At 70.7% G+C, this 22,076-nt stretch carries 15 protein-coding genes and 2 pseudogenes; 10 read left to right on the plus strand and 7 right to left on the minus strand.

Annotated features, from left to right (window positions below):
- Nucleotides 1-95: 95 nt before the first annotated feature.
- Nucleotides 96-1,535, minus strand: coding sequence for an NADP-dependent phosphogluconate dehydrogenase (gene gndA / locus ACIPPM_RS04900; protein WP_401443017.1), 1,440 nt, complete (start codon nt 1,533-1,535; stop codon nt 96-98).
- Between the two features lie 284 nt (nt 1,536-1,819).
- Here gndA and ACIPPM_RS04905 point away from each other — a divergent pair, with 284 nt between their 5' ends.
- On the plus strand, nt 1,820-3,013 hold the full coding sequence (locus ACIPPM_RS04905) for a transglycosylase family protein (protein ID WP_401443019.1): 1,194 nt from the start codon (nt 1,820-1,822) through the stop codon (nt 3,011-3,013).
- A 13-nt stretch (nt 3,014-3,026) separates the two neighbouring features.
- On the opposite strand, the gene ACIPPM_RS04910 is transcribed toward ACIPPM_RS04905, so the two are convergent.
- Nucleotides 3,027-4,106: a DMT family transporter gene (locus ACIPPM_RS04910; RefSeq protein ID WP_401443022.1), complete on the minus strand. Its 1,080-nt coding sequence runs from the start codon at nt 4,104-4,106 to the stop codon at nt 3,027-3,029.
- Nucleotides 4,107-4,309: 203 nt separating this feature from the next.
- Between ACIPPM_RS04910 and ACIPPM_RS04915 the strand changes: the two genes are divergently transcribed.
- The 9 genes from ACIPPM_RS04915 to ACIPPM_RS04955 all read left to right on the plus strand — a co-directional run bounded on the left by ACIPPM_RS04915 (nt 4,310) and on the right by ACIPPM_RS04955 (nt 14,741).
- Nucleotides 4,310-5,047, plus strand: a complete 738-nt coding sequence (locus ACIPPM_RS04915) for a (2Fe-2S)-binding protein (RefSeq protein ID WP_401443024.1) — start codon at nt 4,310-4,312, stop codon at nt 5,045-5,047.
- 40 nt (nt 5,048-5,087) lie between these two features.
- On the plus strand, nt 5,088-6,239 hold the full coding sequence (gene glgA / locus ACIPPM_RS04920; protein WP_401443026.1) for a glycogen synthase: 1,152 nt from the start codon (nt 5,088-5,090) through the stop codon (nt 6,237-6,239).
- A 52-nt stretch (nt 6,240-6,291) separates the two neighbouring features.
- Nucleotides 6,292-7,512, plus strand: coding sequence for a glucose-1-phosphate adenylyltransferase (gene glgC, locus ACIPPM_RS04925; protein ID WP_401443028.1), 1,221 nt, complete (start codon nt 6,292-6,294; stop codon nt 7,510-7,512).
- Between the two features lie 123 nt (nt 7,513-7,635).
- Complete coding sequence (locus tag ACIPPM_RS04930; protein WP_401443031.1) at nt 7,636-9,954, plus strand: GH92 family glycosyl hydrolase; 2,319 nt, start codon at nt 7,636-7,638, stop codon at nt 9,952-9,954.
- Between the two features lie 148 nt (nt 9,955-10,102).
- Nucleotides 10,103-11,434 carry a wax ester/triacylglycerol synthase family O-acyltransferase gene (locus tag ACIPPM_RS04935; RefSeq protein ID WP_401443034.1) on the plus strand — a complete coding sequence of 444 codons (1,332 nt, stop codon included), beginning with the start codon at nt 10,103-10,105 and terminating at the stop codon, nt 11,432-11,434.
- 137 nt (nt 11,435-11,571) lie between these two features.
- Entirely contained in the window at nt 11,572-13,095 is a 1,524-nt protein-coding gene (locus tag ACIPPM_RS04940) for an SDR family NAD(P)-dependent oxidoreductase (protein ID WP_393591077.1), read from the plus strand.
- Nucleotides 13,096-13,393: 298 nt separating this feature from the next.
- Nucleotides 13,394-13,567, plus strand: a complete 174-nt coding sequence (locus ACIPPM_RS04945) for a hypothetical protein (protein WP_107030878.1) — start codon at nt 13,394-13,396, stop codon at nt 13,565-13,567.
- Between the two features lie 53 nt (nt 13,568-13,620).
- Nucleotides 13,621-14,103 carry a GNAT family N-acetyltransferase gene (locus tag ACIPPM_RS04950; RefSeq protein ID WP_401443036.1) on the plus strand — a complete coding sequence of 161 codons (483 nt, stop codon included), beginning with the start codon at nt 13,621-13,623 and terminating at the stop codon, nt 14,101-14,103.
- A gap of 86 nt (nt 14,104-14,189) precedes the next feature.
- On the plus strand, nt 14,190-14,741 hold the full coding sequence (locus ACIPPM_RS04955) for a DinB family protein (RefSeq protein ID WP_401443040.1): 552 nt from the start codon (nt 14,190-14,192) through the stop codon (nt 14,739-14,741).
- Between the two features lie 74 nt (nt 14,742-14,815).
- On the opposite strand, the pseudogene ACIPPM_RS04960 reads toward ACIPPM_RS04955, so the two are convergent.
- The 5 genes and pseudogenes from ACIPPM_RS04960 to ACIPPM_RS04980 form a co-directional block, all read right to left on the minus strand.
- Nucleotides 14,816-15,562 (minus strand): annotated as a pseudogene (locus ACIPPM_RS04960) (IS5 family transposase).
- Between the two features lie 1,208 nt (nt 15,563-16,770).
- Nucleotides 16,771-17,092 (minus strand): annotated as a pseudogene (locus tag ACIPPM_RS04965) (transposase family protein); the annotation flags it as partial.
- Nucleotides 17,093-17,837: 745 nt separating this feature from the next.
- Complete coding sequence (locus ACIPPM_RS04970) at nt 17,838-18,773, minus strand: helix-turn-helix domain-containing protein (protein WP_401443043.1); 936 nt, start codon at nt 18,771-18,773, stop codon at nt 17,838-17,840.
- A 351-nt stretch (nt 18,774-19,124) separates the two neighbouring features.
- Nucleotides 19,125-20,468 (minus strand): amidase, encoded by a 1,344-nt coding sequence (locus tag ACIPPM_RS04975; protein ID WP_401443046.1) that lies wholly within the window; start codon nt 20,466-20,468, stop codon nt 19,125-19,127.
- 97 nt (nt 20,469-20,565) lie between these two features.
- Nucleotides 20,566-21,975 carry a lipase maturation factor family protein gene (locus ACIPPM_RS04980; protein WP_401443049.1) on the minus strand — a complete coding sequence of 470 codons (1,410 nt, stop codon included), beginning with the start codon at nt 21,973-21,975 and terminating at the stop codon, nt 20,566-20,568.
- Nucleotides 21,976-22,076 lie beyond the last annotated feature (101 nt).

Here is a 22,076-nt window from a genome sequence, read left to right on the forward strand (position 1 = left end):
CGAAGAAGGCTCGGGACGGAGTTGTCCGTCCCGAGCCTTCGTGCTGTTCGGTGGGTGTGGTCCGTGCGGCGGGCCGCACCCGGGGGGTGTCGTCGTCAGGCGCCGGTCTCGGTGCGGTCGCCGCCCCAGAGGGTGTGGAAGGTGCCGTCGCGGTCGGTGCGGTGGTAGGTGTGGGCGCCGAAGTAGTCGCGCTGGCCCTGGGTGAGGGCGGCGGGGAGGCGGGGGGCGCGCAGGGAGTCGTAGTAGGCGAGGGTGGCGGCGAAGGCGGGGGTGGGGACGCCCTGGGTGACGGCGGTGGTGATGACACCGCGCCAGTCGTCCTGGGCGGCGGCGATCTCGTCGGCGAAGCCCTGGTCGGCCAGGAGGCTGGGGAGGTCGGGCCGGGCCTCGTAGGCCTGGGTGATGCGGTCGAGGAAGGCGGCGCGGATGATGCAGCCGCCGCGCCAGATCGCCGCGACCTTGCCGAGGTCGATGTCCCAGTCGTACTCCGCGCTTCCGGCGGCGATCTGGTGGAAGCCCTGGGTGTAGGAGACGATCTTGGAGGCGTACAGCGCCTGCTCGACCTGGTCGGCGAAGGCCGCCGCCTCCTCCTTGCTCATCGGCGTCGGCTTCGGCCCCGCGAGGTGCCGGGAGGCGTCGCGCAGGTCCGCGTGGCCGGAGACGGAGCGGGCGAAGACGGCCTCGGCGATGGCGGAGACGGGCACGCCCAGGTCGAGCGCGATCTGCACCGTCCAGCGCCCGGTGCCCTTCTGCTCCGCCTGGTCGACCACCACGTCCACGAACGGCTCGCCGGTCTCCGCGTCCACGTGGGACAGCACCTCGGCGGTGATCTCGATCAGGTAGGAGTCGAGGCGGCCCTGGTTCCAGGTGCGGAAGATGTCCGCGATCTCGGCGGGCGAGTACCCGGCGACATCACGCAGCAACTGGTAGGCCTCGCCGATGAGTTGCATGTCGGCGTACTCGATGCCGTTGTGGACCATCTTCACGAAGTGCCCGGCGCCGTCGGGACCCACGTGCGTCACGCAGGGGGCGCCGTCGTCCGCCTTGGCGGAGATCTTCTCCAGCATCGGGCCCAGCGAGTCGTACGACTCCACCGAGCCGCCCGGCATGATGCTCGGCCCGTGCAGCGCGCCCTCCTCGCCGCCCGAGATGCCGGTGCCGACGAAGTGGATGCCCTGCTCGCGCAGCTCCCGCTCCCGGCGCCGGGTGTCCGCGAAGTGCGCGTTGCCCCCGTCGATGATCATGTCGCCGGGCTCCAGCAGCGGCGCGAACTCCTCGATCACCGCGTCCGTCGGCTCCCCGGCCTTCACCATGATCACCAGTCGGCGCGGCCGCTCCAGCGCCTCCACGAACTCCTTGGCGGTCTCGGCCGGGACGAAGTCGCCCTCGCCGCCGAACTCCTCGACCAGCTCGCGGGTCTTCGACGCCGTGCGGTTGTGGACGGCGACCGTGTAGCCGTTGCGCGCGAAGTTCCGGGCGAGATTGCGGCCCATGACCGCCAGGCCCGTGACGCCGATCTGCGCGTGTGTGCTCATACCGCCTGCTCCCTAGCTGCGTCGTTGCTGCGGCTCCGTCGGTCCGGGCCTCGCGGCCCATCCTGTCGTGCCGCCCCGGCGAGCGCACATCCGGCTCGCCAGGCATCAGTACGGACGGGGGACCGCTCCCGGCTCAGTTCGCCGGGTCCCGAAAACCTCCGACCTCAACCGATGCCGGTTCCTGGCCACTTGAACCGATGGCAGGCCGGATTCCGCTCTTGTCCTGGCCTGTTCCCGGCGCTTACTTTTGCCCCTCCTGACGCATGTCGAGGGGATTTCGGACCATGGCCGTACGCGGCCGGCATCGCCGGTACCAGCCGAGCAGGATCAACCGCGCCTCACTCACCGTCACGGCGGGAGGCGCCGGACTCGCCATGCCGCTGGTCGCGGCGGGCGCCGCGGACGCGGCGGACGCCTCCACCTGGAACAAGGTCGCGGCCTGCGAGTCCAGCGGCAACTGGAGCATCAACACCGGCAACGGCTACTTCGGCGGTCTCCAGTTCACCCGCTCCACCTGGGAGGCGTACGGCGGCACCCGGTACGCGCCCCGCGCCGACCAGGCCACCCGGGCGCAGCAGATCACCGTCGCCGAGAAGGTCCTCGACGGGCAGGGCCCCGGCGCCTGGCCCGCCTGCGGCCCGCGCGCCGGGCTCGCCCGGGGCGGGAACGCGCCCCACGTCGAGAGCGCGCCGAGCCATCCGGCCAGGTCGGCCCCGAGCCACGCGAGACCCGTCGCCGCCCAGGACGTACGGCCGCAGACCACCCCGCAGTCCCGCGCGGGCCACGCCCAGATGTACACCGTGGTCAGCGGCGACACGCTGTCCGGCATCGCCGGTGAACACCGGGTCCGGGAGGGCTGGCGCGGCCTCTACGAGGACAACCGCACCGTCATCGGCGCCGACCCGAACCTGATCGTGCCGGGCCAGCGGCTCAGCCTGCACGGCGCCGCCAAGGCGCCCGCCACGGCCGCCCCCAGGCACCGGACGCACCCGAAGGCGGAGCCGAAGAAGGCCGCGCCGAAGCCGCAGCGCAAGGCGGCCACCGAGCACAAGACGTCTTCGAGCCACTCCGGCAACACCGTCGTGGCCCCCGTGCACGCCTCCATCGGCACCGGCTACCGCACCGCCGGATCGCATTGGTCGAAGGGCTATCACACCGGCGTCGACTTCCTGGTGCCCACCGGCACCTCGGTCCACTCCGTCGCGGGCGGCGTCGTGGTCTCGGCGGGCTGGGGCGGTTCCTACGGCTACCAGGTCGTCGTCCGGCACCATGACGGCCGCTACTCGCAGTACGCGCACCTCTCCGCGATCTCCGTGCGGTCCGGGCAGAGCGTGAGCGTCGGCCAGCGCATCGGCCGCTCCGGCTCGACCGGCAACGTCACCGGTCCCCACCTGCACTTCGAGATGCGCACCGGCCCCGGCTTCGGCAGCGACCTCGACCCGGTCGCCTACCTCCGGGCACACGGCGCCCAGCTCTGACCGTCAGGCCCAGTCAGGCGCACAACGGGACGTCGGGCCGAGGCAGGGGGCGAGCGCTGGCGGGGATCTCCCCGTCATCGTCACCCGGCCTCGGCCCGGCGTCCTCACCGGCCACGGGAGTGAGCACCGCGACCACGGGCGCGTCGGGGTCCGCGGGCCACCTCGGCTCCCGCCGCGCGGCAGGGGTCACGGCGCTTGCGGGGGTCTGCGCGACCGGCACCGGGCCCCGCACGCCGTCTACCGGAGTCGCCTCCGCCTCCGCCGCGCCGCCCAGCCGCTCCGTCGTCAGCAGGATCAGCCCGCCGACCGTCACCACCGCGCAGCCCAGCGCCAGGACCGTGCCCGTGGTGCCATGGCGGAAGGTCTCGCCGAACACGGCGATGCCGACGACGGCGGCCAGCACCGGGTTGACCACGGTCAGCGTGGCCAGCGGCGCGGCGAGCCCGCCGTCCCGGTAGGCCGACTGGGACAGGAACACCCCGGCCGCCGACAGGACGCCGATCACCCCGAGCGACGGCAGCGCGGTGAGGGCGACACCCGTGCTCCAATCGACGGCGACCGTCTTGGTGAACACCGAGGACATGCCGAACGCCACCCCCGCGCCGGTCGCCAGCAGCACACTGCGGACCGCCGGATGCCGGTGCGCGGCCCGCGCCGCCACCATCAGCGCGACGATCGCCCCGCCCGTCACCACGGCCAGCCCCGTACGCTGCGCCGGGCCCAGGGAGCCCGCGCCGGACGCGCCGACCAGCGAGAGCAGGCCCGCGAGACCGGCCGTGGCCATGACGGCCCCACGCCAGGCCGTCGCCCCGGCCTTCCGGCCGACGAACAGCGCCGCCATCGGCAGCGCGAAGACGATGGTCAGCGCGCCCAGCGGCTGGACCAGGCTCAGCGGACCGAAGGCCAGCGCCACGACGTGCAGCACCCCGCCGAGGCCGTTCAGCCCCAGCGCCGCCCACCAGCCCGGCCTGCGCGTCGCCGCGAACCGCTCACCGGAACAGGACACCGCGACACGCTCCTGCACGACGGCACCACCCGCGTACGCGACGGCGGACACGAAGGACAGCAGCACGGACAACGCGAGGGCGCTCATCGGTGGCCACCTCGCGGCAGGCGGGCCCGGCTCGGGGCACGGTCGGCTTCCATGCCGGATACTCTGCCCGCTCGCGGCCGCCAGATCGTCGTCCCTGAGCACCCGATGCGTCCTACTGCCGATGGAGTACGAGGGCGCCCCGATCATCCCCAAGGCGGGTGACTCGGCGACCGCACCCTCGGGGACTGGTAGAAGTGCTGACCGTGGAACTCGATCCCGGCCTGACCGCGTTGCGCCCGCTCGGCGGCTTCTTCGTCCTGCGCACCGGCCGCCCCGCGGGCCCGACGGCCTCTCCTCTCGACCAGACATACGCGGGACAGCTGACGGGTGTTCAGCCCGACGCCCTCGCGGAGCGGGTCGGTGTCGTCGCGGACCGGCTGCGCGTCCGTGAACACCGGGTCTGCGCCTCCCTGGCCCAGCAAGGGCTCGCCGCCCGGCTCTGGTCGGCCGCGCTCGCCTCCGCCGCGTTGTACGGCCGGCTGCCCGACCTCGACCCCCGCCTACTGCGCTGGGACCCCGCCGCCACCGCCCCCGACGACCTGTGGCTGACCGAGGTGCGGTCGCTGCCCGGCGACGCGCACACCCTCGCGGACACCGTGCTGCACGCCCACCTGGAGCCCCTAGGGGAAGCCCTGACCCGCCGATACGGGGTCGCGCCCGGACTGCTGTGGGGCAACGCCGCCTCCGCACTCGCCGGAGCAGCACGGCAGCTGGACCAGTGGGCCCGCGCCAACTCCCGTGCCGACGTGGTCCACCAAGCCATGACCCTCACCGACTCCCTCTTCGCACACCCCCTGTTGCGCGACACCGGCGTCCGCTCGGGCACCCGCTTCCGCCGCCGCAGCTGCTGCCTCTACTACCGGGTCCCCGGCGGAGGCGTCTGCGGGGACTGTTGCTTCACCCGCCCGCCGGGCTCTTCCCCGCGCGCCGCTTCTGGGTGACCATGAAGGGAACTGCCGCCGAAACGCTGGGAGTCACCGGGTGCGAGTGGGACTGCTGACGCGTGAGTACCCTCCGGACGTGTACGGCGGTGCGGGCGTCCATGTGGAGTTCCTGGCCCGTGAGTTGGCCGAACTCGTGGACCTGGAGGTGCACTGCTGGGGCGAGGGCCGGGGCGTCGGCGTCGTACGGCACCGCCCATGGCCCGTGCTCGACGGCTCCAACGACGCCCTGCGCACCTTCTCCGTGGACCTCTCCATGGCCGCCGCCCTCCAGGGCAGCGACCTCGTCCACTCCCACACCTGGTACGCGGGCCTCGCGGGCCACCTCGCCAAGCTGCTGTACGGCATCCCGCACGTCACCACCGCGCACTCGCTGGAGCCGCTGCGCCCCTGGAAGGCCGAGCAACTGGGCGGCGGCTACGCCCTGTCGAGCTGGGCCGAGCGCACCGCCATCGAGTCTGCGGACGCCGTGATCGCCGTGTCCGGCGCCATGCGCGACGACATCCTCGCCTGCTACCCCGCGCTGGACGCGGACCGGGTGCACGTCGTCCACAACGGCATCGACACCCGCCTGTACCGCCCCGACCCCGGCACCGACGCCCTGCGCAGGCACGGCATCGACCCCGAGCGGCCGTACGTCCTCTTCGTCGGCCGCATCACCCGGCAGAAAGGTGTCCCCCAACTGCTGCGCGCGGTACGGGAGATCGACCCGGACACCCAGGTCGTGCTGTGCGCGGGCGCCCCCGACACCCCGGAGATCGACCGGGAGTTCCGGGATCACTACCAGGAACTCAGCGCGGTCCGGGCCGGGGTGTTCTGGATTCCGCAGATGCTGCCGCGCGCCGAGGTGGTCCAACTCCTCACCCACGCTGCTGTGTTCGTCTGCCCCTCGGTCTACGAGCCGCTCGGCATCGTCAACCTGGAGGCGATGGCCTGCGGCACCCCGGTCGTCGCCTCCCGCGTCGGCGGCATCCCGGAGGTCGTCGACCACGGCCGCACCGGACTGCTCGTCGACGCGGACGCCGACTTCGAGGGGAACCTCGCCCGCGCCCTGGACACCGTCCTCGCCGACCCGGTCGCCGCGCGGCGGATGGGGGAGGCCGGACGGGCCCGCGCGGTGGGGGAGTTCGGCTGGGACGCGGTGGCCCGGCGCACCGCGGGACTGTACGAGGAGATCCGTAAGCAGGATTGATCCGGCGGATGCCAGGGCATTCGTGGATTCAACCAAGGGGAGGGGAGGCGCCATGCGCCGAGGAGGTCCTTCGGTTCTCGGGATCGTGCTGGCCGGCGGTGAGGGCAAGCGGCTGATGCCGCTCACCACGGACCGGGCCAAACCCGCGGTCACCTTCGGCGGCACCTACCGGCTGGTCGACTTCGTCCTGTCCAACCTGGTCAACGCCGACGTGCTGCGGATCTGCGTGCTCACCCAGTACAAGTCGCATTCGCTGGACCGGCACGTCACCACCACCTGGCGGATGTCCAGCCTGCTCGGCAACTACGTCACCCCCGTCCCCGCCCAGCAGCGCCTCGGCCCGCGCTGGTACCTGGGCAGCGCCGACGCCATCCTCCAGTCGCTGAACCTGGTCCACGACGAACAGCCCGAGTACGTCGCGGTGTTCGGCGCCGACCACGTCTACCGCATGGACCCCCGGCAGATGCTGAGCCGCCACATCGAGGGCGGCGCGGGCGTCACCGTCGCCGGAATCCGGGTGCCGCGCGCGGAGTCCTCGTCGTTCGGCGTGATCACTCCGGGCTCGGACGGCCGCACGGTCCAGCGCTTCCTGGAGAAGCCCACCGACCCGCCCGGCCTGCCCGACGACCCGGCCAGCGTGTTCGCCTCCATGGGCAACTACGTCTTCACCACCAAGGTCCTCATCGAGGCCCTCCAACGGGACGCCGAGGACGAGCAGTCGGCGCACGACATGGGCGGCTCGATCCTGCCCCAGCTCACCGGCCGCGGCGAGGCCCAGCTGTACGACTTCCAGGACAACCACGTCCCCGGCGAGACCACCCGAGACCAGGGCTACTGGCGGGACGTCGGCACCCTGGACGCCTACTACGAGTCCCACATGGACCTGATCGCCGAGCGGCCCGCGTTCAACCTGTACAACCGGCAGTGGCCCATCTACACGCACTCCAACCAGCTCTCCCCGGCCCGGTTCAGCGCGGGCGGCATCGCCAGCGAGTCCATCATCAGCGCGGGCTGCCTGGTCCGCGGCCAGGTCAGCCGGTCCGTGCTCTCGCCCGGGGTGCGCGTCGACCCCGGCGCGGTGGTCCAGGGCTCGGTGCTGCACGACAACGTCCGGGTCGGCCGGGGCGCGGTGGTGCGCGGCGCGGTGCTGGACAAGAACGTGGAGGTCCCGCCCGGCGCGACCATCGGCGTCAACCCCGACCGCGACGCCGAGCTGTACACCGTCTCCCAGGGCGGAGTGATCGCCCTGGGCAAGGGCCAGCTCGTCACCTGACCCACCGCCAGGAGACCCCGACACCGCGACGCGCCGCCCTCGAACCGTCCCGGATGCCCGAGTTCACGCCGTTCGCCCCGCACGATGCAGGCAACGACGTCGAACCAGCGGAGGTCATCCGACATGAGAGGGACCCGGCGCACCCGGCTGTGGCTGGCGGGGGTGATGGCAGCGTCCGCGCTGGCCGCCACCCCCGCCCACGCCGCCGAACCGTCCGACGGCCACCTCACCGATCTGGTCAACCCGTTCATCGGGACCCAGAACGAGGGCAACACCTTTCCCGGCGCCGCCGTGCCGTTCGGCATGGTCCAGCTCTCCCCGGACACCGGGCACCGGACGGGCTACGACCACACCCAGGACCACATCCGCGGCTTCTCCCTGGTCCACGTCTCCGGCGTCGGCTGCCGCATCGGCGGCGACCTGCCCGTGCTGCCCACCACCGGCGAGGTCACCGCCACCGACAACGCCCGCTACGCCGCCGCGTTCTCCCACGACGACGAGGAGGCGAGCCCCGGCTACTACCGCGTCGGCCTCGGCACCGGCATCCGCGCCGAACTCACCGCCACCGCCCGCACCGGCGTCCAGCGCTACACCTTCCCGGCCACCAAGCAGGCCAACGTCCTGCTCAACGCCGCCCAGTCGCTGCACAAGCCGGGCGGCGCCGAGGTCGAGATCCTCGACGACCGCACCGTACGCACCAAGATCTCCGGCCACGGCTTCTGCCGGGACACCGGCCCGTACTCCGTGTACACCGTCACCCGGTTCAGCCGCCCCTTCACCGCGTACGGCGCCTGGGACTCCGGCGCGGTCACGGCGGGGGCGCGGAGCGGGACGGGCGGGGCGTACGTCCGGTTCGACACCACCGGGGACCGTACGGTCGAGGCGACCACCGCGTTGTCGTACGTCGACGCGCGCGGCGCCGCCGCCAACCTGCGCGCCGAGGGCGGGACATCCTTCGACACCGTGCGTCGGCGGGCCCGCGAGGCGTGGGAGAAGCGGCTCTCCACCGTCCGGGCACAGGGCGGCGACCCGGCGCTGCGCCGCACCTTCTACTCCTCGCTGTACCGCTCGTTCCTCGCGCCCAACATCGGCGGCGACGCCGACGGCCGCTACCTGGGCTGGGACCAGAAACCGCACCACGCGCGCGGCTTCACCTACTACCAGAACTGGTCCCTGTGGGACACCTACCGCACCCAGGCCCAGCTGCTCGCCCTGCTCGCCCCGCGCGAGGCCCGCGACATGGCCCGCTCGGTGGTGCGGATCGACGAGGACGGCGGCTGGCTGCCGAAGTGGGGCTACGGCCCGGCCGAGACCAACATCATGACCGGCGACCCGGTGACCCCCTTCCTCACCACCGCCTTCCACCTCGGCCTGCTCAAGGGCTTCGAGGACCGCGCCTACCAGGCCCTGAGGAAGAACGCCGACGGCGTGCCGCCCACCGCCAATCCGGGCGTCGGCCGGGAATCCAACGCCGAGTACCTGGCCCACGGCTTCGCCCCCTACGTCAAGGGCCGCCCCTACGCCAAGAACGGTGACTCCGACTACCACTTCGGCGGCTCCGTCACCCTGGAGTACGCCCTCTCCGACGCCATGCTCGCCCAGATGGCCCGCGCCCTCGGCCACCGGGCCGACGCCGACCGCTACGCCGCCCGGTCCCGGAACTACCGCAACGTCTTCGACCCCGCGACCGGCTTCTTCCGCGCCCGCGACGCCTCCGGCGCCTTCACCGGACCGGCCGACCCGGCGCGGAGCGTGGGCTTCCACGAGGGCACCTCCTGGCAGTACCAGTGGCTGGTGCCGCAGGACCTCCCCGGCATGATCGGCCTGATCGGCGGCAAGCAGGCGGCCGAACGGCGCCTGGACTCCTTCTTCGCCTACGACAGGCTGCTCGCCGACCCCGAGGCGACCGCCCGCCAGGTGTGGGTGCACGGCAACGCGTACGACTACTACGACGCCGACAAGTACAACCCGCAGAACGAGCCCGACCTGATCGCGCCGTACACCTATCTGTCCACCGGGCAGCCCTGGAAGACCACCGACGTGGTGCACGCGGCGCTGACCCTGTTCACCGACACCCCGACCGGGATGACCGGCAACGACGACCTGGGCACCATGTCCGCCTGGAACGTGCTGTCGTCCATCGGCGTCTTCCCGGTCCAGCCCGGCTACGACACCTGGGGCCTGTCCACCCCCGTCTTCGACCGGGTCGACCTCGCCCTGGACCGCCGCTACTGGCCCACCGGCGCCCTCACCGTCACGGCCCCCGGCACCTCGGCCGCCGACCGCTACATCCAGGGCGTCCGCACCGACCGCGCCGCGCACGACCGCACCTACCTGACGACCCGCGCCCTGCGCTCGCTGAGGACACTCGCGTTCACGGTCGGCCCGCGCCCGTCCGAGTGGGGCACCGGGCCCCAGGCGGCACCCCCGGCACTCAGATGACCTGAGGGTCTGCCGAGTCCCGCCCTTCTCCGAGGGCGGGACTTTATCTGCTGTTAACTGAGCGTAACCCGATCGCACTTGACCGTAATCGGGGTTCGGGGATTGACTCGGGGGAAAGCCCACCAAGTCGACGACGCGAGGCACGCCCTTGACTTCCGATCTGCTCGCCCCTCTCGACCTCGCCTTCTGGAACATGGAGTCCGCCCGGCACCCCATGCACCTCGGCGCGCTCGGCGTCTTCGCCACCCAGTCACCGACCGCCGCCGCGCACGCGGCCGACCTGCTCGCCTCCCGCGCCGCCGCCGTCCCCGGCCTGCGCATGCGCATCCGCGACGTCTGGCGGCCCCTCGCCTTCGGCAGCGCCACGCGCGAGCCCGTACCGGACTTCGACCCGCTGGACCACGTACGGCTGCACGCCCCCACCGACGACTTCCACGGCATGGCGGGACGGCTCATGCAGCGCCCGCTGCGGCGCGGGCGGCCGCCGTGGGAGGCGCACGTACTGCCCGGCGCGGACGGTGTGTCCTTCGCCGTCCTGTTCAAGTTCCACCACGCCCTCGCCGACGGCCTGCGCGCCCTGAAGCTCGCCGCCTCCCTGCTCGACCCCGTCGACCTGCCCGACCGTGCCCCGCGCCCCGCCGAGCAGCGGCCCGGCCTGCTCTCCGAGGCGCGCGCGCTGCCCGGCCGCGTCCCCGACCTGGTCCGGGGTGCCGTCTCCGACCTGGGCCGGGCCCTGGACATCGGCGCCTCGCTGACCCGCTCCACCCTCGGCATGAGCCCCGCCCCGGCCCTGACCTCCGCCCCCAGCGGCACCCGCCGCACCGCCGGGGCCGTGCTCGACATCGACGACGTGCACCGGGTCAGGAAGAGCGTCGGCGGCACCGTCAACGACGTACTGATCGCGGTCGTCGCGGGCGCCCTGCGCCGCTGGCTGGACGAGCGCGGCGACGGCTGCGAGGGTGTCGCCCCGCGCGCCCTCATCCCCGTCTCCCGGCGCCGTCCGCGCACCGCCCAGCCGCAGGGCAACCGGCTCTCCGGGTACCTGATGCGGCTTCCGGTCGCCGACCCGGACCCGCTGGCCCGGCTGGAGGCGGTGCGCACCGCGATGGTCCGCAACAAGGACGCCGGTGCCGACCGAGGCGCGGGTGCCGTCGCCCTGCTCGCGGACCACGTCCCGGCGCTCGGACACCGGCTCGGCGGCCCGCTGGTCGGGCAGGCGGCGCGGCTCTGGTTCGACATCCTCGTCACCAGCGTCCCGCTGCCCGGCATCGGCCTGAAGCTCGGCGGCCACGAGCTGGCCGAGGTCTTCCCGCTCGCCCCGCTCGCCCCCGGCCAGTCCCTCGCGGTGGCCGTCTCCACCTACCGGGGACGCGTCCACTACGGGCTGGTCGCCGACGCCCGCGCGGTGCCCGACCTCGATGTCCTGGCCCGCGCGCTGACCGCCGAGATGGAGACGCTGCTCACAGCCTGCGAGGTCTGACCTCGGCCGTTCCCGGCCCCTGGACCACCCGCCACCGGCGCGGGTTTGGTCCAGGGGCCGGGCGCTCCGTAAAATTCCCCGTTCGACAGCGGGCGCGCCCTTGCCCCCGCGCGGGTGATCAGGGAAGCGGCAGCGCGATGACGGTGACAGAGGACGGCGCGGCGTCCACGGACGCGGTGTCCACGGACTCGGTGTCCACGGACGAGATGGTGTACGGGCCCGGGATCGACCCCGAGCGCCTGGCCGTCTGCCTCAGCGTGCTGGAGGAGCTGGACCGGATCGACGTCGACCACCCCGACGCCATCCAGGTCCGCCGGGCCACCTCCGGCATCTACCGCACGGTCAAGCAGCGCCGCCGCCAGGAGCGCCGCGCCGCCAAGACCGCGCACGACCGCAACGTCACCGAGGCCACCGCCACCGGCTCCGCCGAGCGCATCGACGACGAGACCGAGGGCATCCTGCCCACCTCCAAGATCGAGGCCGGCCGGATCGCGGGCATACTCCAGCGCCCCCGCTCCTGCTACATCTGCAAGCAGCGGTACACCGAGGTCGACTACTTCTACCACCAGCTCTGCCAGGACTGCGCCGCCGAGAACCGCGCCCGCCGCGAGGCCCGCGCCGACCTCACCGGCAAGCGCGCCCTGCTCACCGGCGGCCGCGCCAAGATCGGCATGTACATCGCGCTGATGCTGCTGCGCGACGGCGCCCACACCACGATCACCACCCGGTTCCCCAAGGACGCCATCCGCCGCTTCAAGGCGATGGACGACTCCGCGGACTGGCTGCACCGCCTGGAGGTCGTCGGCATCGACCTGCGCGACCCGGCCCAGGCGGTCGCCCTCGCCGACCAGGTCAGCGAGGCCGGCCCGCTGGACATCCTGATCAACAACGCGACGCAGACCGTACGCCGCCTGCCCTCGGCCTACGCCGCGCTGGTCGACGGCGAGAGCGCCCCGCTGCCCGCCGGTGAGCTGCCCGCCCACCAGGTCATCGGCGCCTTCAACTCCGGCGCGGTCGACGGTCTGGCCGCGCTGCCCGTCGGCACCAGCGGCCTGGAGGCCCAGAAGGTCGCCGACCTCGCCCTGGTCGCGGGCAACGCGAGCGTCGCCCGGCACCTGGACGGCACCGCCATCGACGCGGGCGGCCTGCTGCCCGATGTGGTCGACACCAACACCTGGGTGCAGTCCATCGAGCAGATCTCCCCGGTGGAGCTGCTGGAGACCCAGCTGTGCAACTACACGGCGCCGTTCATCCTGATCAGCAAGCTCCGCCCGGCCATGGCCGCCGCCGCGAAGCAGGCCGCCAACGGCCGCGCCTACGTCGTGAACGTCTCCGCGATGGAGGGCGTCTTCGCCCGCGGCTACAAGGGCGCCGGTCACCCCAACACCAACGCGGCCAAGGCCGCCATGAACATGGTGACCCGGACCAGCGGCCAGGAGATGTTCGACACCGACCGCATCCTGATGACCTCGGTCGACACCGGCTGGATCACCGACGAGCGCCCGCACTACGACAAGCTCCGCCTGGCCGAGGCGGGCTTCCACGCCCCGCTGGACCTGGTCGACGGCGCGGCCCGCGTGTACGACCCGATCGTGCGCGGCGAGCAGGGCGAGGATCTGTACGGCGTCTTCATGAAGGACTACGCGCCCGGCAAGTGGTGACGTAACCGCCCCCCGTACCTGACGGCGCGGCACCGGACCCCTCGGTCCGGTGCCGCGCCGTCGTATGACGGGGCATCGGCCGGGCAGACGGACAAGTAGGCCAAGTGGGTGAACCGACGGCCCCCGCAGGGGATGCGCTTTGCGGTAAACGGCCCCATATTAAGGGGGATTGAGGGGGCAGCGAGTGAGCGGAAGTTACGTCTTGTTTGCATTCCCTATCGAGCGCGGGTCCGCTCATTTGGTTAATCTGGAGGTCCGGGACGCCCCCCAGGGTGATCCGACACATAAGGAGTGCGCGGTGACACCGGAGAAGACGACCAGCGAACAGGGCCCCGACGAACGTACGGAGCGATCCCGCCGCAGGCCCGGAGAACTCGGCAGCCTGGACGTGTGGGCCCGCTCCGCCCCGATCCGCCTGGCGGGCTACGAGGACGACCTCGCCGAGCCCCACATCCTGCCCAGCGTGGACTGACCCCTTCCGCCTCCCGTGACCGTCGGGCGCATGGGCGTGACAGACTCACGCCCATGCTGATCAGAGAAGCCGTGGCCGGTGACTGGCCCCGGATATGGCCCGTCTGGCACCGCATCGTCGCCGCCGGTGACACCTACGGCTGGGACCCCGGCACCCCCGAGGAAGCCGCCCGCGCCCTCTGGATGAGCCCCGCCAAACGGGTCTACGTGGCCGAGGACGCCGACGGCACCCTCCTCGGCACGGCCTACCTCACCGCGAACTACGGCGGCGCCGCCTCCCACGTGGCCAACGCCGGTTTCATGGTCGACCCCGACCACGGCGGCCGGGGCGTCGGCCGGGCGCTCGCCGAGCACCTCCTCGCCGAGGCGAAGGCCCAGGGCTACCGCGCGATGGTCTTCAACGCCGTCGTCGAGACCAACCCCGCCGTCCGCCTCTGGACCTCCCTCGGCTTCACCGTCCTCGGCACGATCCCGGCCGCCTTCGACCACCCCCGCGACGGGCTGGTCGGGCTGCACATCATGCACAAGGCGCTTTAGGGCCTGTCCGGCGGATCTTGAGCGAGCGGTTTGTTGCGTCCGCCCGCCTGTTGCGCTGTCAGCTCCGTTCGCTAAGGTCTGCAGCCATGATCGAGAGCAAGACCGAGGCTTGGCCGGAACCTCCCCTCGCCGGCACCGAGGCCGCAGCGATTCTCGGCGCCCTCGAACGTCAGCGCGCCACCCTGGCCTGGAAGTGCTCCGGTCTGGACGCCGCGGGCCTGCGGGCCACGCTCGGCACGTCCACCGTCACCCTGGGCGGCCTCCTCAAGCACCTGGCACACGTGGAGGACAGCCACTTCGCCCGGCTCTGGCTCGGCTCCCCCGTCGGGGCCCCTTGGGACGGCGTCGACTGGTACAGCACCCCCGACTGGGACTATCGCTCCGCCGCGGAGGACACCCCCGATCAGCTGCGCGTTCTCTGGCAGGAATCGGTTGCCCGTTCACGTGCCATCGTCGACGAGGCGCTCAGTGCGGGCGGGCTGGACCAACTCGGTGCCTATACCACTCGTAGCGGCGAACGCCCCAACCTCCGCCGCATCCTCCTCGACCTCATCGAGGAGTACGCCCGCCATGCCGGTCACGCCGACCTCATCCGTGAATCCGTCGACGGGCTCACGGGCGAGGACCCGCCGAGGTGAACTGAACTATGGCGTGGAGCGTTGGTCGGCCTTCATCAAGCTCACTCTGCCGAGGGCGAGTTCCTGCCGGGCGATCACGGCCGGAGCCATAAACGGATGGCGGCGGTGGGGGCGGTGCCGTGGAAGACGTAGGGTCGCTTGTCGTATCGGGTGGCGACGGCCCGGGAGTTCTTGAGCCGGTTGATCGTGCGCTCGACCTCGTTGCGGCGTGAGCTGTATGCCTTATCGCCGCCCAGGTGATCCGGCCGGGTGCGTGGCCGTCCGCCCTGCGGGCGGGGCACTCGGATCCGTTGGAGGACCTCGATCATCTGCGGGGCGTCGCCCCACTGGCCGGGCGTGAGGAGGAAGGCCATCGGTCGGCATCCGCCTTCACCGGCGAGGTGGATCTTGCAGGTCAGGCTACCCCGGGACCGTCCGAGTCCTTCGTCGGGGCGGTGGTGCCGGGGCGTTGTCCTTTTTTCGGGACACGCGGCTTCTTCTTCCGGGCCCCGGCCGCGTGCTGATGAGCCCGGCGGGACGTCGAGTCGACGCTGACCATGCTCCAGTCGATCCGGCCCGCGAGGTCGGCGTCCGCCTGGACGGCACACAGGATCCGGTCCCACGTGCCGTCCGCCGACCAGCGCCGATGCCGTTCATAAACGGTCTTCCAGCTGCCGAAACGCTCGGGAAGGTCCCGCCATGGTATGCCCGTTCGGACCCTGAACAGGATCCCATTAATCACCCTGCGGTGATCGTTCCACCGCCCGCCACGTCGTCCGAACGTCGGCAGGTACGGTTTCCAGCCGAGCCCACTCCGCATTCGTCAGATCACCCCGCCCCATGCCGAGAACAACGAGCCATCCATCCGACAGTCACATGATCCGCCGGACAGTTCCTAGGTGTCATGCGTGCGTGAGTGGGTGCAGTAGGTAGGAGCGGTGACTCCGAGATCTTCGCGCGTGCGTTCGTATCGACGAGGGTGGCGGCGGGGATGGCCGCCATCAGGGTATTCGTACGGCCACCGGGCGATCTCCCAGGCTTGGCGTTCTTGATGGCGATGCGGCGGCAGGGATAGACGGGGCAGCACACGAGCGCTGTCAGGCCCAGCCTGTTGTGCATACGGGCGCCGGAGGCGCCGACTGACAGTCGAGGGTCTATCAGAGGGTACCGCGCGGTCCAGACGCCGACGGCGCAACCACTGTCAACTCGTCCTTAGGCGGCCGCCATCGCAAGCTGCTTCAGGTGCCACGTCCGTGCGGTATCCCTGCCTCCGGCGGACATGTGACTTATGTTGGAGACTGCCCGCCGGAACAAGATCCACAGTTCCGGCAGGCGTTAACCGCAGCCAGACAAGACACGCAAGCTTTGATGAACAGTTAGATCGTCACCGTACGCACTACAGATCGGATCCGCTTCGGGTGTCAAAGGTGTGAGGGCAACGCAGGCTGGCAATCCGCACGGCCAGGAAGCACACACTTGTTGCGGTGTTGAGCCAGTGGCCTGACTGGTCTAGGAGCAGCAGTTGCCCGGTGGGCCCGACGGCAGTTTCGAGCGCCTCAATCACGCAGATCGGACACGGGCGGATTGTGCGCGCGCGACGCGGCCGGGTAAGGCGCGGTTTGCGTCGGTGTCGCCACGGCGAGAGATTTATTGCGGCCTCCTTGAAGTTGAGGATGAGAGGAGCCCCCGTCCATGGCCGTGTGGTCACTGAGCCGGGCCCCATGCCGTTCGACAGACTGTCGAGCGGCATGGTGACGACGTTCCTGAGTCACCGGCTACGTCGGGCATGAGTTGCAATTGCATTATGCCTATCCGAGGCGAAGTCTTGTTATTGTTGTCAACAACTGACTGATATCCCTGCCTCTCAGGCTGAAGGCTTCTTAGATTGGCGCATCGTGCCTCTAATTTGACGGAAAATCCAAGCGTGGCGGTGTGCGCGTGGAGCTCGCCGTAGGAGGCGGTGGAAAGTGTGGTTGACACGCGCTGGTGGCCGGTGTTTACTTGAAGAGGGAATATCTAACTTAAATAGAAAAGCGTGGCAGTTAGTTCCATTCAGAGCGTCGCGGAGGGTGGCCTCTTTCTCGGCTGCCGCGTGGCCGCGCATGGGCACTAGGGTGCCGTCCACGATGAGCGCAGTGTTCATGCGGAACCGTCGGCACGGCAGCAGAGCGAGCAGCGGACCTATTCTGCGGTCTGCTGCGGACTTCGAAATTCCGAACAGAAGGGCGAGTTGGTACCGTCAAGCTGGTGCGCTAGTAGGCCGCGACAAGAAGGACGCGATCCTCCAAGAGCAAGCTCCACGGCCGGCTTCGCCGGACCCTGTCCGCCCCCTCGCGTAGCACGACGGTCACGAGCTTGCCAAAGCTACGCAATCTCGGTCCGGTGAAGTTGGCCCATCGAGGACGTCACCGACGCCTTGACCAAAAAGCCATCGCAAGGTGGTCTTACCTACCAGTGAGGCGGTTGCCCAGCCGGTCCGCCTGCTCTGCACGACGTGGACCAGTGCCTCCGCGAAGGTCGAACCCAAGGGTCAAAGGACATCCGGCCCCGCGGCGATGACGCGCCCGCTGCATGCGATGTACCACGTGAACGGGACTGACCACTTGCGCACGGGCCGGGCAGCTCTCAATCGTCAGATCGCCGAGCTCGGCCCAGATCCTGACCACCGCGTCGTTGAGCCTGGACCCAGCCGCTGTCAGTTACTGCGTTCAGTCCCCAGTGGTGACGGTGCGACTTGTTGTTCAGTCGGCAATACGCAGTGCGCCATGCATAGGCGGACCGCACTCCATCAGCGACTCACTGACGCGTTCTATGCGTGCTCTCCTCCCCTCGTCCGAGCCTGTTGCCCGAAGTCCGCCGCAAATCCCCGCCAGCAGGCAGGCCCTGCTCGTGGACGACACGGAGACAATTTTTGGCACGACCTTTAGGGACTGAAAGCGGCTTTTCGCCGTTTTCCTTGGGGTGGTCGTGCACACATCCTCGGACTGACTGATACAGGTGTGGGCTGAAAGCTTCAAGCGCCCGGGCCGGAAGTGAACAAGGTCATTGCTGACCAGTTGGCGTTTCCAACATTTACTTTGCCTTTATGCAAATGCTCTGATCGTGTGGGTGCCGCCATCAGTAACGGTAGCTCGCCAGTAAGTCCTGCAATCGCCGCCTGGTCGCGTGAGGTCCCAGTGACTGTGTGGCAACTGCGTCAAACTCCTTCACGCGTCGATCAACCATTTTCTTGTCTTCAATGACCAAGCCCCCGTCATACCCCTCCGCGAAGGCAATCGTCGGGAGGTGGCCTGCAAAGTCGAAGATGGTGGTGGGAGCCAGTTCAACGTGCACGTCGTAGTTGTGGAGTGGGACGAGGCGGAGCTGGACACGGGGATCACATGTCAATGTAATCAAGTGCTTCAGTTGCTCACGCATGATCTCCGGTGATCCGACGGGACGCGCCAGGACCGACTCGTCTACGACACAGAGCAACTTCTTGTCCGATGCTTCGACAAACCGCTCTTGGCGCGCAGTGCGAAATCGGATTAGGTCGTCGTAAGCGCCCTCTGAGGCGCGGCCTCGCTCGATCAGCGCGCGAGCGTACTCGGGTGTCTGCAGCAGACCGTGCAAGTAAGTGAGTTGATAAGATCTGATGCTAACGGCCATGTCTTCGAAACTGACGACGGCCTGCAGATACTGGGGCGTGACTGCTGCCCAGGGCTGCCACCAGGGAGATTGCTGAGCAGCTGTAGCGAGCTGGCGGAGCTGCGTCTGTTCTTCTGGATCTGTGATCTTGTACATCTCAATGAACTTCAGCAGGTCCTGTGCCTTCGCGGAAATAGTGCCGGACTCGATCCGACTCAACTTCGAGGGTGAGCCCGCCATTTGTCTGGCAACCTCTCCTGCGCTCAAGCCGGCAGCCTCTCGGTGAAGGCGTAGGGCGTTGCCCAGCATCATCCTTGCCGCACGCGGGGCAGTCTCGTTCCGAAGGTAGCGGACCGTTCCCCTGCGCCCCGTCTTGGGGTCGCAGCCATCGTCAAGCTCCGCGGCGATGGGCAACTTCTCGGCCACCGGTACTCCTTGAACCCTCGGACTTAGCGTGATGCCTCAATCACATATGGTGCCCGCTTCTGCTTTCCCCGGAGACGGAATCAAGGAAAGTTGTTACATCGCAGGCCGGTGGGCGATCTTCGGCGAGGTCTGCCTGCTGTCAATCAGTGCGGGGTTGTGAGCCGACACGACTCGCCGTCGCGGAGATGGCGAGGTACGACTCATCGAACGGTTGCGGGGAGTGTCGACGGTTGTGCCCAGTGATCTTGGTCGGCTTGGTGCGCGAGGTCCACGCTTGCCTTCATCGAGGGAGTAGTTGTCCTCATCCGCTACCGAGACCCATCAAGCCTGAGGAAACCGCATGCCGGTTACTCAGCCCAGCGGAGCCGTCCGTGCCCAGGGCCGCAACCGCTCCAGGTCCTCCGCCACCGCCAGCAGGTCCGCCTCCGTGCCCGGGCGGCCCACCAGTTGGACCGCGGCCGGGGCGCCGCTCGGGAGGGCGCCGAAGGGGACCGACATCGCGGGCCAGCCGGTCAGGTTCCAGACCGGGGTGAAGGGTGAAGTGGCCGTGTTCACCGCGATGTTGGCGGCCCAGCTCCGCTCGTGCCAGGGCGCGGCGGCGGGGGCGCGGCGGGCCAGTGCCGGGGTGAGCAGCACGTCGTACTCGGTGAGGAACGGCAGCAGGCGGGCGCGCAGCCGGTCGCGGGCCGTGCCGGTGCGTACCGAACGGACGAAGCGGCGGCCCACGGCCGCGTGCGTGCGGGTGCGCGAGGCCAGCCGGGCCGGGTCCAGCTCGGCCGAGTCCACCGCCGTACCCGCCGTCCAGGTCCGCAGCGCGGTCAGGCCGAGGTCGAGGGGGTAGGGCGGCTCGGCCCGCCGTACGGTGTGCCCGGCGCCGTTCAGCAGGCCCGCCGCCTCCCGGACCGCCGTGCGGAACGGCTCGGTCACGGGCACACCGGCCAGCGGGCTGCGTACCGCGGCCGCGATCCGGCGGGGGGTGCGCTCGGCGGACGCCGGGAACGCGGTCTCCGCGAGGACGCCGAGCATCAGCCGCAGATCCTCGACCGTGGTGGCCAGCGGGCCGTTCTCCGACATGCCGAACCAGTCGCCGTGACCGATGTCGGCCGGAACCACCCCGTGACCCGGCTTCAGCGTGACCAGACCGCAGGCCGCCGCCGGGATGCGCAGCGAGCCCATGCCGTCGTTGCCCAGCGCCAGCGGGACCAGACCGGCCGCGACCGCCGCCGCGCTGCCCCCGGACGAACCGCCCGCCGTGCGGGTGAGGTCCCACGGACTGCGGGCCGTGCCGTACACGCCCTCGGTGGTGCCGAATACGCACAGCTCGGGCACGTTGGTCAGACCGACCACCACCGCGCCCGCCGCGCGCAGCCGGGCCACGGTCACATGGTCCTCGGCGGCCGGGGTGTCCGGGGTCGCGGCCGAGCCGTTGCGGGTGGACTCGCCGCGCACGCCGAGGTTGTCCTTCACCGCCACCGGCACGCCCGCCAGCGGGAGTTCGGCCAGGTCGGGGCGGGCGCCGACCTCGTCCGCCTCCGCCAGCGCCGCTTCCGCGCGCACGGCACGGAACGCGCCGACCCGGCCGTCCAGTTCCGCGATCCGCGCGAGATGCTCCGCCACCACCTCCCGGGGGGTGACCCGCTTCTCGCGGACGGCGGCGGCGATCTCGGCGGCCGTACGGCCGACCCAGCTGTTCACGTGCACTCCTCGTCGACTCCCGGCGCGCGGACGGCGCGCATGGCAGCACTGTGCCCGCTGACGCGCCCCACGTCGAGAGGGGGCGGATCACCTCGGTTCACCTGGTGGTGAGCCGGGTCGGCCGCAGGAAGTCCCGGACGTAGGCGCGTTCCCAGCAGGCGCCCGTCTCCCGCAGCTCCTGCCAGGTGGTGAAGCGGTACCGGAAGAGGCGGGCGCGGATGTAGCGGGGCGGGGCGCCGGGCGGGAAGGGGGAGCGGCGCAGCAGACGCAGGGTGTCGCGGTCGTCCGCCAACAGCCGCTCCACCAGCTTGCCGAACCAGTCCCCGGCGTACGCGGGCGACAGCGCGGCGAACCACATCAGCCAGTCCAGCCGCAAGTGGTACGGCGCGAACTGGCGCGGCCAGCGCCGGGGATCGCCCGGCTTGCCGTGGAACTCGTACTCCCGCCAGTCGCCGTCCTCGCGCGGCCGCTCGTCGTCGGTGCCCTCGATGACCACCTCGTAACGGACCCGGCTGACGCTGCCGAACGCGCCGTAGGTGTTGACCAGGCGCAGCGGGTCGAACGAGCGGTTCATCACCTGGCGCCGGGAGACCATGTTCAGGACCGGGCGGAAGCTGAGCCCCAGCAGGACCGCACCGACCGCGAGCACCAGCACCTCGTACCAGAGCGGGGCCGCGGGCACGGCGGGTGGATCGGCGGGGAGCCGGAGCGCGGACAGGGCCAGCACGATGGTGATCCAGTTCAGCCAGGAGAAGTTCCCGGAGAGGACCAGCCAGAGCTGGGTCACGATCATCAGGGCGGCGGCCGCCGAGGCGATCGGCTGCGGCGTGAACAGCAGTACGGGGACGACGAGTTGGGTCACGTGGTTGGCGGCCACCTCCACCCGGTGCAGGGGCTTCGGCAAGTGGTGGAAGAACCAGCTCAGCGGGCCGGGCATCGGCTGCGTCTCGTGGTGGTAGTCCAGACAGGTCAGCTTCCGCCAGCAGGTATCTCCGCGCAGCTTGATCAGCCCCGCGCCGAACTCCACCCGGAACAGCACCCAGCGCAGCAGGAACAGCACCACCACGGGCGGCGCCACCTCGTCGTTGCCCAGGAACGCCGCGAGGAAGCCGACCTCCAGCAGCAGCGTCTCCCAGCCGAACGCGTACCAGGTCTGCCCCACGTTCACGATCGACAGGTACAGCGCCCACGGCACCAGCCACAGCAGAATCCCGGCCCACAGCGGCAGCAGCGAGTCCGCCCCCGCCAGCAGCGCCGCCGACACCGCGCAGCCCGCCCAGGCGCACCCGGCGAAGAACCGGTCCGAGTAGTACGCGTGGAAGACGCTGGGCGACTCCCGGAAGCGCGTCCGCGCGGTGTACCTCGGCACCGGCAGCATCCCGCGCTCACCCAGCAGCGGCCGGAACTGGCGGGCCGCGGCCAGGAACGCCACCAGATAGAGCGCGGCCAGCCCGCGCTGGAGCAGCAGGCGGCTCAGCCAGTAGTCGGGGGCGGTGAACCACTCCATCGCGCTCGCGCTCCTGCCTCCACGGCGGTCGCCCGGCCGGGGCCGCTCCCCACCCGTCGCACCCGCCCGACCTTCCGTGTACCGCGCCGCCCGGCCCGCGT

This window comes from Streptomyces sp. NPDC090119, assembly GCF_044747085.1.
Classification (GTDB): domain Bacteria; phylum Actinomycetota; class Actinomycetes; order Streptomycetales; family Streptomycetaceae; genus Streptomyces.

Coding starts and splice junctions, on each gene's coding strand:
- ACIPPM_RS04955 (WP_401443040.1), top strand. CDS start 14,190: ATGATCGAGAGCAAGACCGAGGCTTGGCCGGAACCTCCCCTCGCCGGC.
- ACIPPM_RS04910 (WP_401443022.1), bottom strand. CDS start 4,106: ATGAGCGCCCTCGCGTTGTCCGTGCTGCTGTCCTTCGTGTCCGCCGTC.
- glgC (WP_401443028.1), top strand. CDS start 6,292: ATGCGCCGAGGAGGTCCTTCGGTTCTCGGGATCGTGCTGGCCGGCGGT.
- ACIPPM_RS04940 (WP_393591077.1), top strand. CDS start 11,572: ATGACGGTGACAGAGGACGGCGCGGCGTCCACGGACGCGGTGTCCACG.
- ACIPPM_RS04950 (WP_401443036.1), top strand. CDS start 13,621: ATGCTGATCAGAGAAGCCGTGGCCGGTGACTGGCCCCGGATATGGCCC.
- ACIPPM_RS04930 (WP_401443031.1), top strand. CDS start 7,636: ATGAGAGGGACCCGGCGCACCCGGCTGTGGCTGGCGGGGGTGATGGCA.
- ACIPPM_RS04905 (WP_401443019.1), top strand. CDS start 1,820: ATGGCCGTACGCGGCCGGCATCGCCGGTACCAGCCGAGCAGGATCAAC.
- gndA (WP_401443017.1), bottom strand. CDS start 1,535: ATGAGCACACACGCGCAGATCGGCGTCACGGGCCTGGCGGTCATGGGC.
- ACIPPM_RS04980 (WP_401443049.1), bottom strand. CDS start 21,975: ATGGAGTGGTTCACCGCCCCCGACTACTGGCTGAGCCGCCTGCTGCTC.